The organism is Bradyrhizobium sp. 62B (assembly GCF_030272265.2).
Lineage (GTDB): Bacteria > Pseudomonadota > Alphaproteobacteria > Rhizobiales > Xanthobacteraceae > Bradyrhizobium.
Map to the genome: position 1 here is coordinate 2,381,767 of NZ_CP092841.2, position 13,670 is coordinate 2,395,436.

Annotated in this window: 11 protein-coding genes; 8 read left to right on the top strand and 3 right to left on the bottom strand. The window is 64.9% G+C overall.

The genetic code is table 11. The features are described 5' to 3' along the window. Positions 1-30 precede the first annotated feature (30 nt). The 8 genes from ML401_RS11235 to ML401_RS11270 all read left to right on the top strand — a co-directional run bounded on the left by ML401_RS11235 (position 31) and on the right by ML401_RS11270 (position 8,712). Positions 31-858 carry an HD domain-containing protein gene (locus ML401_RS11235; RefSeq protein WP_194407067.1) on the top strand — a complete coding sequence of 276 codons (828 nt, stop codon included), beginning with the start codon at positions 31-33 and terminating at the stop codon, positions 856-858. 46 nt (positions 859-904) lie between these two features. Beyond that, positions 905-1,807 (top strand): alpha/beta fold hydrolase, encoded by a 903-nt coding sequence (locus tag ML401_RS11240; RefSeq protein WP_259205252.1) that lies wholly within the window; start codon positions 905-907, stop codon positions 1,805-1,807. Positions 1,808-1,917: 110 nt separating this feature from the next. Then, positions 1,918-2,544 (top strand): GTP cyclohydrolase I FolE, encoded by a 627-nt coding sequence (gene folE, locus ML401_RS11245; RefSeq protein WP_194407069.1) that lies wholly within the window; start codon positions 1,918-1,920, stop codon positions 2,542-2,544. 26 nt (positions 2,545-2,570) lie between these two features. Continuing rightward, positions 2,571-4,094: an FAD-dependent oxidoreductase gene (locus ML401_RS11250; protein ID WP_285811970.1), complete on the top strand. Its 1,524-nt coding sequence runs from the start codon at positions 2,571-2,573 to the stop codon at positions 4,092-4,094. Positions 4,095-4,220: 126 nt separating this feature from the next. After that, positions 4,221-4,796: an HdeD family acid-resistance protein gene (locus tag ML401_RS11255; RefSeq protein WP_212065256.1), complete on the top strand. Its 576-nt coding sequence runs from the start codon at positions 4,221-4,223 to the stop codon at positions 4,794-4,796. 211 nt (positions 4,797-5,007) lie between these two features. Then, positions 5,008-6,219, top strand: a complete 1,212-nt coding sequence (locus ML401_RS11260) for an ABC transporter substrate-binding protein (RefSeq protein WP_212065255.1) — start codon at positions 5,008-5,010, stop codon at positions 6,217-6,219. Positions 6,220-6,402: 183 nt separating this feature from the next. Then, positions 6,403-7,617, top strand: coding sequence for an acyl-CoA dehydrogenase family protein (locus ML401_RS11265; protein WP_285811972.1), 1,215 nt, complete (start codon positions 6,403-6,405; stop codon positions 7,615-7,617). A 141-nt stretch (positions 7,618-7,758) separates the two neighbouring features. Further along, positions 7,759-8,712, top strand: a complete 954-nt coding sequence (locus tag ML401_RS11270; protein ID WP_285811973.1) for an alpha/beta fold hydrolase — start codon at positions 7,759-7,761, stop codon at positions 8,710-8,712. A gap of 84 nt (positions 8,713-8,796) precedes the next feature. Here the strand turns inward: ML401_RS11270 and ML401_RS11275 are convergent, their stop codons facing one another. The 3 genes from ML401_RS11275 to ML401_RS11285 form a co-directional block, all read right to left on the bottom strand. Beyond that, on the bottom strand, positions 8,797-9,927 hold the full coding sequence (locus ML401_RS11275) for a GGDEF domain-containing protein (RefSeq protein WP_249156973.1): 1,131 nt from the start codon (positions 9,925-9,927) through the stop codon (positions 8,797-8,799). Between the two features lie 132 nt (positions 9,928-10,059). Continuing rightward, positions 10,060-11,577: a M81 family metallopeptidase gene (locus tag ML401_RS11280; RefSeq protein WP_285811975.1), complete on the bottom strand. Its 1,518-nt coding sequence runs from the start codon at positions 11,575-11,577 to the stop codon at positions 10,060-10,062. A gap of 255 nt (positions 11,578-11,832) precedes the next feature. Then, positions 11,833-13,563: a methyl-accepting chemotaxis protein gene (locus tag ML401_RS11285; protein WP_285812659.1), complete on the bottom strand. Its 1,731-nt coding sequence runs from the start codon at positions 13,561-13,563 to the stop codon at positions 11,833-11,835. Between the last annotated feature and the right edge of the window lie 107 nt (positions 13,564-13,670).

The window sequence follows — 13,670 nt, forward strand, 5'->3', positions numbered from 1 at the left end:
GGGACACCAGCGGCGGACGGGGCTGCATCCATGATAACCTTACCGAGACTAGCGGCTGAATCCCTCGAGAACTTTCTCGGTAAGTTCATGCGTCGCCGGTACGATGAGACTTCTGCCAATATCGTCGAGAGCGCGACCCGCACCGCGATGGAATGTATCGGCAACAGCGATGCGCTCTATCACAATATCGAGCATACGATGCTGGTGACGCTGGCGGCCCAGGCGATCCTCGGCGGCCGAAGCCTTCATGCCCATCTGTCGGCCGAGGATTACGTCCACGTGCTGATCGCCTGCCTCGCCCACGACATCGGTTATGTGCGCGGACTGTTCGAGGAGGACGATGCCGAGGGCTTCGTGATCGACGCGGCCGACACCAAGATCTCGCTGCCGCGCGGTGCATCGGATGCCAGCCTGATGATGTATCACGTCGATCGTTCGAAGCTGTATGTGACTCGGCGGTTGCGGCATATTCCCGGAGTCGATCCGGAGCGCGTTGCCCGCGCCATCGAGGGCACACGCTTCCCGGCGCGCGAAGGGCAGGAATATGACGACGAAGCCTCGATCCTGCGCGCCGCCGACTTCATCGGCCAGCTCGGCGATCCCAACTATCTGCGCAAGGCCAACGCGCTCTACTACGAGTTCGAGGAGGTCGGCATCAACCGCCAACTCGGCTACGATTCGCCCGCCGATATCGTGAACCGCTATCCACAGTTCTATTGGAACAGCGTCGCACCGTACATCCAGACCGAGATCGGCTATCTCAACAAGACCGAGATCGGCCGGCAGTGGATCGCCAATCTCTACAGCAACGTGTTCCGTGCCGAGCGCGACATCTCGCTGTCGGGACCGCAGAAGTAGGGGTGCTTCATCCGGGCTACGCCCCCGCAAGCTCCGTGAGCAAACCATGCAACAAAAAACCGTCACCACGGACATCCTCGACATCGCCTATCGCGAATACGGTGCGCCCGACGGCTGGCCCTGCATCATGGGCCACGGCTTTCCCTACGATGTGAACGCCTATGCCGAGACGGCGCCTGTCATCGCCGAGGCCGGCGCGCGGGTGCTGGTGCCCTGGCTGCGCGGCTACGGGCCGACGCGGTTTCGCTCTCCCGACACGCTGCGCTCCGGCGAGCAGGCGGCGCTCGGCGCCGATCTCCTGGCCTTCATGGATGCGCTTGGTATCGAACGCGCGGTTGTCGGCGGCTACGATTGGGGCGGGCGCGCGGCCTGCGTGGTCTCGGCGCTCCATCCCGAGCGCGTGATCGGGTTGGTCTCCGGCAATTCCTACAACATCCAGAACATCGCCCGCGCCATGGAGCCGGCCTCGCCGCCGGAAGAAGCGGCGCTGTGGTATCAATATCTCTTCCACAATGAGCGCGGTCACCGCGCGCTGGAGCGCAACCGGCGCGGCTTTGCGCGTCAGCTCTGGGCCATGTGGTCGCCGACATGGAGCTTCGACGATGCCACGTTCGAGACCAGCGCGGCGTCGTTCGACAATCCTGATTTCGTCGACGTCGTGATCCATTCCTATCGCCACCGTTACGCGCTGGTCGCGGGCGATCCCGCCTATGCGGACATCGAGGCGAAGCTCGCCGCGCAGCCGGCAATCCGCGTCCCCACGATTGCGATCGACGGCGACAGCGACGGCGTCAATCCCGGCACGGCCCATCACGCCCGCAAGTTCGAGGCCTTCTTCGAGCGGCGCGTGTTCGCTGGCGCCGGCCATAATCTGCCGCAGGAGCGCCCGGCCGAATGGGCGCAGGCCGTGGTCGACGTGCGGAAGGCGTCCACCTCGCAATCCGCCTGACCGCCGTCCCCTTCCCAAATTTCCCTGATCTGCGGGAACCTTTTCCGATCGCAGCCGTCCAAGCTGTGGGCCCGCTTCTGGATCCGGGCTCGCTGCAGGGGAGGATCTCGATGAAGTCGCACGTGCGTAAGCTGGAACGGGTCGCGGTGGCGCAGGCGCCGGTCGAACGGCCCGACAGGGCGGAAGTCGAGCAGGCGATCCGGACCATGATCCGCTGGGCCGGCGATGATCCCGCGCGCGATGGTCTGCGCGAGACCCCTGATCGCGTTGCGCGGGCTTTCGAGGAGTATTTTTCCGGATACGCGCAGGACCCGACCGAAATCCTGCAAAAGACCTTCGAGGAGATCGAAGGCTATGACGAGATGATCGTGCTGCGCGGCGTTCGCTTCGAGAGCCATTGCGAGCACCACATGGCGCCGATCGTCGGCCGCGCCTGGGTGGCCTATATCCCGCAGGGGCGCGTCGTCGGCATCTCCAAGCTCGCGCGCGTGGTCGACGTCTACGCCAAGCGGCTCCAGATCCAGGAGAAGATGACCGCGCAGATCGCCAACACCATCAACGACGTGCTCAAGCCCGAAGGTGTCGGCGTCATCATCAAGGCGACGCATCATTGCATGACCACGCGCGGCGCGCACAAGCCCGGCACCGATCTCGTCACCAGCCGCATGCTGGGCGTGTTCCGCGACAATGCGCTGACGCGCCAGGAATTGCTGGGGCTCGCCAATTCGAACGATTGATCCGCGCGCATGAAGGAGGCGTTGCCATGGCCGAGGACAAAAAGCCGAGCGGACCGGACCTGAGCAAGGGCGTGCCGCTGACCGCGTTCAAGGACGGCAAATTGCTCGGTCATGTCGGGGAGGACGACGTCCTGCTGGTGCAGGCCGGCGGCGAGATCTTTGCGATCGAGCCGGCCTGCAGCCATTATCACGGCCCGCTCGCCGAGGGCCTCGTGGTGGGCGATACCATCCGCTGCCCCTGGCATCATGCCTGCTTCTCCTTGCGCACGGGTGAAGCCAGCCGTCCGCCGGCTTTGAACGCGCTGGCGGTCTGGGAGGTCGAGCGCGATCGCGACAACATCATCGTCCGGCGCAAGCGCGAGGCCCCGAAGCCGTCGGCCGCACATCGCAGTGCGCCCGCTCGGGAAAAATTCGTCATTGTCGGCGGCGGTGCCGCCGGCTTCACCGCCGCCGAGACGCTCCGGCGCGAGGGCTTTGCCGGCGCCATCACCATGCTCAGCAATGACGGCGCGATGCCGGTCGACCGGCCGAACCTCTCCAAGGATTACCTTGCGGGTAACGCGCCGGAGGATTGGCTGCCGCTGCGCGGCGAGGACTATTATGGAGATGCAGGCATCGATCTCAGGCTCAACACCGAGGTCGCCGCCATCGATGTCAAGTCGCGCAGCGTCACGCTCGGCAATGGCGACAAGCTGCCGTTCGACCGGCTGCTGCTCGCGACCGGCGCCGAGCCGGTCAAGCTACGGATTCCGGGCGCGGACCAGCCGCATGTTCACACCTTGCGCTCCCTCGCAGACAGCCGCGCCATCATCAAGGCTGCAGGCAGTGCCAGGCGTGCGCTGGTGATCGGCGCCAGCTTCATCGGCCTCGAGGTCGCGGCCTCCTTGCGGGCGCGCAAGATCGAGGTGCATGTCGTCGCGCCTGACGAGCGGCCGATGCAGAAGGTGCTGGGCGCCGAGATGGGCGATTTCGTCCGCTCCCTGCATGAGGAGAACGGTGTCATCTTTCACCTGAAGGACACGGTGGAGAAGCTCGACGGCATGCGTGCGACGCTGAAGAGCGGCGCGGTCATCGAGGCTGACCTCGTTGTCGTCGGCATCGGCGTCAAGCCGCGTCTCGCGCTTGCCGAGCAGGCGGGACTGGCGGCCGATCGTGGCGTCAGCGTCAGCGAATATCTGGAGACCAGCGTCGCGGGCATCTTCGCGGCCGGCGACATCGCGCGCTGGCCCGATCCGCATTCCCGGCAGACCGTCCGCGTCGAGCATTGGGTGGTGGCGGAGCGGCAAGGCCAGACCGCGGCGCGCAACATGCTCGGCAGGCGCGAGCGCTTCGACGCCGTGCCGTTCTTCTGGAGCCAGCACTACGACGTGCCGATCAACTATGTCGGCCACGCCGAGAGCTTCGACGACATCGCCATCGACGGCAGCATTTCCGGAAAGGACTGCCTGCTGAAGTACCGCAAGGACGGCCGCGTGCTCGCGGTCGCTTCAATTTATCGCGATCTCGACAATCTCAAGGCCGAACTGGAGATGGAGCGCTCGCAGGGCTGAAGCTGCCCGCTCGATCTTGATTTGTGTCAACGTTGCAGCAGGTGAGGGCTGCTCTGGTCGCTGTGGTCCCGGTGCGGCGCGTGCTATCCTGGCGTGTGCCCCGGGCTTCGCATGCAGGAGTGGCCCATGACCAGTGCTTCAGATGCATCTCATCCTTCCAGTCTCGGCTCGGGTATCTCGGCGCTCCATGGCAAATGGGGCTGGATCGTTGCGCTTGGCGTCGTGTACCTCATCGCCGGCTTCGTCGCGCTCGGCAGCATGGTGATGGCGACGGTGGCGAGCGTGATCGTTGTCGGCGCGATGATGATCGTCGCCGGCGTGACCGAGGTCATAGGCGCCTTCCAGATGAAGACCTGGGGCAAGTTTCTGATCTGGGCCTTGCTGGGCGTGCTCTACATCATCGCCGGCTTCCTCACCTTCGAGAACCCGCTCTTTGCCGCGGTTCTGCTGACGCTGTTCCTCGGCGCCTCGCTGCTGGCCTCCGGGGCAGTCAGGCTGTTCCTCGCCTTCAGCATGAAGCGGGAAAGCCCGTGGGTCTGGGTGGCGCTGTCGGCGGTCGTCACCCTGCTGCTCGGGCTGCTGATCCTGGCGCGCTGGCCGGTGAACAGCGTCTACGTTCTCGGCCTGTTTCTCGGCATCGACCTGATCATGGCGGGTGCCGGCTGGGTCAGCCTTGGCCTCAGCCTGAAGCAGCGCCGCTAGGCGAAATGAGAGCAAACTGAATCGCTACGCGGCCAAGAGTTTGGTTTGTCTCTCACCGATGGGAGAGGTGAAGCGCCGCCTCATGGTGCGAACGCATCATCAGCAACTCGACGCAAGACCGTCTGGCGGAACTCCGCTGATCTGACGTGCTGACTATAAAGCAGCACGCCGCGCGCCTCTTCGCGCGGACGATGATCATCGGGGAGAAACCATGAAAGCTGCCTTGGTCCTGGCCGCAGCATTGGCTGCCGCCTGCCTGTCGACGCCTGTCTCCGCGCAAAAATCCTATGGTCCCGGTGTCAGCGACACCGAGATCAAGATCGGCAACACCATGCCCTATAGCGGGCCGGCTTCGCCGCTCAGCATCACGGGCAGGGTCATTGCGGCCTATTTCGACGAGGTCAACGAGAAGGGCGGGGTCAATGGCCGCAAGCTCAATCTGATCTCGCTGGACGACGCATTCTCGCCGCCCAAGACCATGGAGGCGGCGCGTCGCCTCGTCGAGGGCGACGGCGTCGCCTTCATCTTCGCGACCATGGGCACGGCGCCGAGCTCGGCGATCGCAAAATATCTCAACAGCAACAAGGTGCCGCAGCTGTTCTTGATCAGCTCGGCCTCGAAGTGGAACGATCCCGCCAACATGCCGTGGTCGATGGCGCTGCCCTGGGCCCCGAACTACACCAGCGAGGCCGCGATCGACGTCGCCTATGCCCGCGCCAAGAACCCGAATGCGCGCTTCGCTGTGCTCTATCAGAACGATGATGCCGGCAAGGAATATCTGCGCGGCGTCAAGGAGGCGCTCGGCGCCGATGCCGACAAGGCGATCGCGATGGCCTCGAGCTTCGAGGTCACCGACCCCACCGTCGATTCCCAGGTGCTGACGCTGGCGAACACCAAGGCGGACGTCTTCATGATCTATTCGGTGACGCCGCGCGCCTGCGCGCAGGCGATCCGGAAAGCGCACGAGGTCGGCTGGCAGCCGACGCGCTTCCTCGCCAGCGGCTGCGCCAACAAGGCGACCGTGATGGTGCCTGCGGGGCTCGATGCCGGCAAGGGCGTGCTGTCGCTCGGTTCGCTCAAGCCCTTCGTCGAGCAGCCGAAGGACGATCCGGCGATGACGGCCTATATCGACTTCATGAAGAAGCGCCTGCCCAATGCCGACGTCAACAACGTCGCCGGTCTTTACGGCTACACCGTCGCCGAGGCCCTCGTGGTGCTGCTGAAACAATGCAAGGACAATCTGACGCGCGAGAACATCATGGCGCAGGCCGCGAATTTGAAGAACGTGCCGCTGTCGCTGCTGATGCCCGGCATTACGCTGAACACCACGCCGCAGGATTTCCGCCCGATCAAGGACGGTTACATGCTGCAGTTCGACGGCAACGACTGGGTGGTGGCGAGCGAGCTCTTGAAGGGGACGTGAGGGTCGAGATAGCGGCCCACGGGCGCTGTACCCTCTCCCCTTGCGGGAGAGGGTGGATCGCATCGAAGATCCGAGCCGGGTGAGGGGTATCTATCCTCACGAACGGTATCGCTAGCGGAGAGAATCCCTCATCCGGCGCATCGCGCCACCTTCTCCCGCAAGAGAAGGAAAGAGGAGACCACCATGGACTTTCAACACTCCGCCCGTTCGCTGGAGCTGCAGGAGCGCGTTCGGCAGTTCATGCGGACGCATGTCGAGCCGGTCGAGGAGCTCTATTACGAGCAGGTGAAGCCGGAAGCTGCGCGCTACAGGACGCCGCCGGTGCTGCAGGATCTGAAGAAGATGGCGCGCGAGCAGGGGCTCTGGAACCTGTTCCTGTCAGGTGAGCACGGACCGGGCCTGACCAATCTCGAATACGCGCCCGTGAAGGAGATCATGGGCCGCATCCTCTGGGCGCCCGAAATCTTCAACTGCTCGGCGCCCGACGTCGGCAACATGGAGGTGCTGGCAAGCTACGGCACCAAAGCGCAGCAGGAGCGCTGGCTGAAGCCGCTGCTGGAAGGGCGCATCCGCTCCGGCTTCTCGATGACGGAGCCGCAGGTCGCATCCAGCGACGCCACCAACATCCAGTGCGCCATCACGCGCGACGGCGACGACTACGTCATCAACGGCCGGAAGTGGTTCACGTCAGGCGCGATGAACGAGGATTGCGAGATCCTGATCGTGATGGGCAAGACCGCCCCTGATGACCCCGACCGCCACCGCCAGCAATCCATGATCCTGGTGCCCCGGAACACGCCGGGCGTGCGCGTCGTCCGCGACATGCTGACCTACGGCTATGACGATGCCCCCAGCGGCCACCCCGAGATTTCTTACGACAACGTCCGCGTGCCCGCCGAAAACATCCTGCTCGGCGAGGGCCGCGGCTTCGAGATCGCGCAGGGCCGGCTCGGTCCCGGCCGCATCCACCATTGCATGCGGCTGATCGGCTGTGCCCAGCGCGCGCTGGAATTGATGTGCCAGCGCGCGGTGTCGCGTGTCGCCTTCGGCAAGCCGCTGGCCGAGCAGGGCTCGGTGCGCGAGGACATCGCACACTCCTTCTGCGAGATCGCGCAGGCGCGCCTGCTGACGCTGCAGGCCGCCGACAAGATGGACCGCGAAGGCAACAAGGCCGCGCGCGACCTGATCGCCGCCGCCAAGATCGTCGTGCCCGGCATGGCCGCCCGCGTCATCGACCGCGCCATCCAGATCCACGGCGCCGCCGGCGTCTCGCAGGACACCTTCCTCGCCCGCGCCTACGTCTACGCCCGCTTCATCCGCATCGGCGACGGCCCGGACCAGGTGCACCTCGCTGCGGTCGGCAAGGAACTGATCAGGCGGGGCGGGGTGATGGGGTAGGCAGACAGATTTTCGGGCGCTCGCGCAAAAATTGGTGCTGACATCTGGTCAGGCGGTAGCACGGTATGCTTTGATGAACCAGATGATTGGTGCGTCACTGCCGACGTTGTTGCGCTCGGCACTTGAGCGAGCAGGTCAACAATGTACAGTTTCGTCTCGAGCAGCCGGACGTCCGGCGTGCGAGTCATCGCGGCCGTTCTCGTCTCCATCCTGATCCTCGTGAGCGGCCGATCCGCATTTGCGGCGATCGAGCCCTTTCCTTCGGATTTCAAAATCCAGCGCATCTCGGTCAACGGCGTCACGCTGCATGTCCGCGTAGGCGGACAAGGGCCGGCCGTCGTCCTCCTGCACGGCTTCGGCAACACCGGCGACATGTGGGCGCCGCTCGCCAAGGCGCTCTACAAGAACCACACGGTGATCGTTCCGGACCTGCGCGGCATGGGGCTGTCGTCGCAGGCCCCAGCTGGTTACGACAAGAAGACCCAGGGCGTCGACATCGCCATGGTCATGGACAAGCTCAACGTACAGAAAGCCGATCTGGTCACACACGACATCGGCAACATGGTGGGCTACGCGCTCGCGGCGCAATACCCTGATCGCATCACCAAATGGGTCGTCATCGACGCGCCGCTGCCCGGCATCGGGCCCTGGGACGAAATCCTCAAGAGCCCCATGCTGTGGCATTTCAATTTCCGCGGTCCCGATGTCGATCGCCTGGTCAAGGGCCGCGAGCGCATCTATCTCGACCGCTTCTACAACGAGCTATCGGCCGATCCCAAGGCCATCGACGAAGCCACGCGCAATCATTATGCGAAACTGTACGCTCGGCCCGGCAACATGCATTACGCCTTCGAGCAGTTTGCCGCGTTCGGGAAGGACGCCACGGACAACAAGGCCTTTGCCGCGACCAAGCTGAATATGCCGATCCTCGCCCTTGGCGCCGAAAAGTCCTTTGGCAATCAGCAGGCCGCGATCATGCGCGAGGTCGGCACCAAGGTCGAGGGCGGCATCATCACCGGCTCCGGACATTGGATCATGGAAGAGCAGCCGGCGCAGACCGTGAGCAAGGTGCGCGCGTTTCTCGATCGGAAGTGACGAGGAGGGCGATGGGGTGGGGCGGCGCCCGGTGCGGTCGCGCCGGGGGTGTGCACCAATCGGCGCCGGGATAAGACGTTGAAGCTAGGCCAGCACCACGCAATTGCGGCCGCCGTCCTTGGCGCGATAGAGCGCCGCGTCCGCGCGTGACAAGGCCTCTTCAGGTGTCTCGTGAAGGCGGAGCTGGGTAACGCCGGCCGACATGGTGACCCGCAAGTTCTTCGAAACAGAACTCCAATCCAGATCGGCGACCGCCTGGCGCAGACGGTCCAGGGCAAGCAGGGCCTGGTCCTTGCCGCTACTCGGAAGAATCAATAAGAACTCTTCGCCGCCGTATCTGCCGAGCTTGTCCACCGCTCTCAGGTTTGCGGTGAGCGCTTGCGCAAAGCGTCGCAACGCTTCGTCGCCGACAAGGTGGCCGAATCCGTCATTGATGCGCTTGAAGTGGTCGAGGTCGATGATGGCGACCGAGCATGGCGCGCCAGATCGTTGCGCGCGCGCTATTTCATCGTTCAGCATGCGCATGATGGACCGGCGGTTGTTGAGCCCGGTAAGCTCGTCGATCTGAGCCAGAGCTTCGATTCTGGCCTGCGCTGCCTTGAGCTCGTTGCTTCGCTTGTACAGCGCTTCGCGGAGAGATGTCCCATACAAGCCGGTGAAGGCACAGCGGCCCAATGCCGTTACGAAGCAAAGCAACGCCAGCTGGCGTTCAGCGAACGTGCCCATTGGCATGGCGATCGGCTTATCCGTCAGCGCAAATATGACGGTCAGCCCAAAAGCGGCATACGCCCATACGATTCCGGTCTGTTGCGCTGACATGCGGAGTGCCCCAAAACCGAGCACGATGAAGATGATGCAAGCGAAATAGAAGCCGACCTCGGGTGCCAGGTAAATTGCGCCCAGCTGGATGGTGATGCTGCTCATGCTTTGAGGCACAGTGAGGTAGTGGTCCCGAAAGCGATCATTGAAATGCGCTTCCGACAAGGCCAGCACGATGCCCGTCCATAGCGATCCAGCCGCGAGGTATCCCGCAGCGGTCGAGAATGATGTCGTACCGGCGAAGTAATACAGAAGAAGAACCGCCGCATCGACCAGATAGCTGCAGAATTGCGCGAGGTACATCTGGCGGCGCAATTGGCCGCGCTTGGAGGATTCGGGCCGATGCGCGCCAGCCCGCGCCGCACCGCCAGCTCCGCTAATTGCAGTTTCCGCCATTGCCGCTTCTTCCCGGTTTCGCTCCAGGAAAGCGCAAATCCGTTAAAGATCGAGTGGGATAGACGGTTAAGTGAATATTAAGTTTGCGTCCTAGCTCTCCGCGCACGCTGGCGAAGCCCGAGTGGGCAAGATTCAACCCGGCACGATCTCGTCGAGCGGCCAGATCGGACGGCGGACGTTTCGGTACGTGAGCTTGCTGTGATCGAAGGTGGCAAGGCCGCCGCTGTCGGCCAGGATCACCTCCTTGGCCATGGGCGCGAAGGCCGCCCGGAAGTGGTGCGCCGACTTGACGGCGACGACCCGGAATTGAGCCGGCTCTGCCCCGAGGATCCGGAACATTTCCCGATCATAGGTCTGCAGCGTGTTGGTCGAAATCGCGATGGAGATGCCGTCGACCTCGAGCAGGGCGCTGGGCCCGAGCGTCATGGGCTGACCGGCATTCATCGGTCCCTCGCAGACGAAGGCGCCGTCCGACAGGCCGGTCACCCGCCCGGTCAGCATGAGCGGCGGTCCGTAGCTTTCGGGATGGCGCTTGGCCCCGAGAACGACATCCACGCTGGCCCCGAGGCCCGCAGCGTGGCAGCGGGTCGCGGCTTCGGGATCGCCGAGGACGCCGAACAGCACGCTGCGGATTTCGGCCTGCAGCAGCGCCTCCAGCAGGCGGATGCCATCGCCGTAGGCGCCCGAACCGGGATTGTCGCTGAAGTCGGCGATGACGAAGGGGCGGGTGTCAGCGACGTCAGTCGCGGCTGCGGCGGCAAGCTTCATTGCATCAGGCAAGTCGAGCGCCGTGACCGTGACCTCGGCGCGCCGGCGGACCATCTCGTCCTCGAGCGCCGCCGCGGCCTGCCGCGCGGCCGCTTCGGCGGCGTTGTGGGAGGCATCGTAGGTGATCTGAATGCTGGGGCCGACCTCGGCAATGTCCGAGCGGCTGAAGCCCGCGCAGACATCGATGGACAACAGGCCCGGCGTCTGCGCCTCCATGTCCGCGGCACGCGCCAAGAGGTCGCTCATCACGCCGCCCTGGGTCCGTCCGTGATTGCATCCGTCGAGCAGAGCTGGCTGCGAGCGGAAGACCTTCGGGCGGGTCGTGCCGTCCATCGCCGCCTGCAGCAGCTCGGCGGCCCGGAACGCCGTCTCGTATTGGTCGATGTGCGGATAGGTGCGGTAGGGCAGCATGATGTTGGCCAGCCGGCCCATGCGTTCGGTGACGTTGGCATGCAGATCGAGCGTCACCGCAATCGGAATCGCCTCACCGAGACGCTGGCGCAGGCCTTCGAGCAGTGCACCTTCGGCGTCGTCGTCGGTCTCGGTCACCATCGCGCCGTGCAGGGCCAGGATGACGCCGTCGAGCGGCCCGCTCTCGCAGGCCGCGTAGACCAGGCGCTGCAGTTCGGCCCAGCACGCCGCCGTTACCTTGCCGGACGGGGTGGCTGCGGCGGCGAGCGGCTGCACCAGGGTCCAGCCGTAACGTTTGGCTGCGGCCAGGTGCGCGGCTATCTCCATTCTTGTGTCGGCCAGCGCCGCGGCGATCTCGCCGTCACGCAGAAACAGCCGCTTGCGGTAGTCCTCGAGCGTGGTCGGGATGACCGAGAAAGTGTTGGTCTCGTGGGCGATCTGCGCCGAGAGAACGCGCCGCGTCTGGCTCATGGGATTCCTTTGTTTTTTTCTTATGCAATCTCACAAGTCAGCCGCGCCGACACGCGCCGTCTCCTGCTCGGCACTGCATGACCGCATCGTGCCCCTGTTTTGCCCGACGAGTCAAAATCAATTGCGCAAGAGCTGCAGGTTTCGCGCGGGCCGCCAAGCCATTGAAAAACCTGACCCCGGCTACTGTGCATGGGGTTGTTTTCCAGATTTTTGTTTGGAGGCCCCCACCGCCGCCCGGCGATGGCGTTGGCGCGGTCACCCCGCCTTGGCGATGCGGCTGTCCGCGCGCAGGTTCTGGAAGAACGTCTCGACCTCGCGGGACAGCGTGTCCGCGGTCTCGGCCACGCTGCCCGCCGCCGTCAGCACCGAGGCTGCTGCCGTATCGGTCTTGCCGATGGCGTCGCGCAGCGAGGTGATGTTGGCGACCAGCGTCTCGTTGCCTTGCGCGGCGCTTTGCGCGTTGGACGAGATTTCGCGCGTGGCGGCGTCCTGCTGGCCGATGGCGCCGGCGATCGCCGAGGTGACCTCGTTGATCTCGCGCACGGCACCGCCGATCTCGCGCACGGCGTCGACCGCGTTACGGGTCGAGGCCTGGATCATCGCGACGTTCTCGCTGATCTCGGCGGTGGCCTTGGCGGTCTGGCCCGCCAGCGCCTTCACCTCATGAGCGACCACGGCAAAGCCCCGGCCGGCATCGCCGGCGCGGGCGGCTTCGATTGTGGCGTTGAGCGCGAGCAGGTTGGTCTGCTCGGCGATCGCCTGGATCAGGTTGAGCACGCCGTCGATGCGCTGCGTGGCCGCGGCAAGGCTCTCGATCTCGGAGATCGACTTCTCGGTGCGCTGGCCGGTCTGCTCGACCGCGCCGGCGCTCTGCCGCACCTGGCGGCCGATCTCCACCACCGACGCCGACAGCTCCTCGGCCGCGCCCGCCACCGCCGTGACGTTGTGCGAGGCCTGCTCGGTGGCGTTGGCCGCCGTGCCGGCGCGGCTGTTCGCATCCGCGGTGACGCGGGTGATGGTCTGCGCGGTCTCGCGCATGGTGGAGGCGTTGTCGCTGAGGCCGCGCATGATCGCACCGATCACCTCGCGGAATTGCTCGACGGACCGCTCGATATGGCGGGCGCGCTCCTCGCGCGCGGCGGAGTCCTGCGAGACCTGCGAGGCGAGGTTGCGGTTGCGGCCCATGGCCTCCTGGAAAACCTGGATCGCGCGGGCGAGCGCGCCGATCTCGTCGGCGCGGCCGGAGTGCGGCACCACGACGTCCTCGGTGCCTTCGGCGACCTGCTTGATGGTGTCGGTGATGGCGGCCAGCGGCCTTGCGATCGAGCGGGCGATGATGACGATGCCGATCACGACCAGGGCCAGCGCCACGCCGCCGAGGCAGGTCAGCACGAAGGACAGGGTGCGGTTGGTCTCCGTCTCGTGCGCGATCTGCTTGGCGCGCTCGGCATAGACCTTGGACAGTGCCTCGAGATCCTTGTTGAGCGCCGAACGCACGGCGCGGTTGGCGTCGTTGTCGCCCCATTCGCGGCCCGCGGCCGCATTGATCTCGACGCCCCGGCGCACCAGCTCCTTGCGGAACTCGACAAATTGCTCGATGCGCTTCTTGAAGGTGGCGAACTGCTCGGCATCGTCGGCTTTCACGATGGTTTGCCAGCGCTTCACGACATCGAGGATCTGCTCGTTGAACTTGAGCAGGCCGTCGCCGTATTTCTTCACGACCTTCGGCTCGGTCGACATGTAGACGCCGCGGGATTCCATCACGACCGCATAGACCAGCGAGTTGACGCGCTCGACGTTCAGCGCGGCGGCGTTCGCCGTCTCGATCGCGCTCGTCAACTCGGCGCCGCGGCGGCTGTTGTAGTCGGACAGCCCGGCGATCGCCGCCGTGAGCAGCGCGAACAGCGCGAAGATCGCATAGAGCCTGGTGGCGAGCGTGAAGCGGCCGGCGAGACCGGCGGCAGTCCCAGATCGGTCTGATGTCATGGTCATTCAGGGGCCCGGATTGGCCTGAAGCGGCCGGTGAGCGGGATTCTGCAAAATTGATGCAAAACTATGCAGAACGAAGATGGATGCGGCGTTAACGCGCCGCT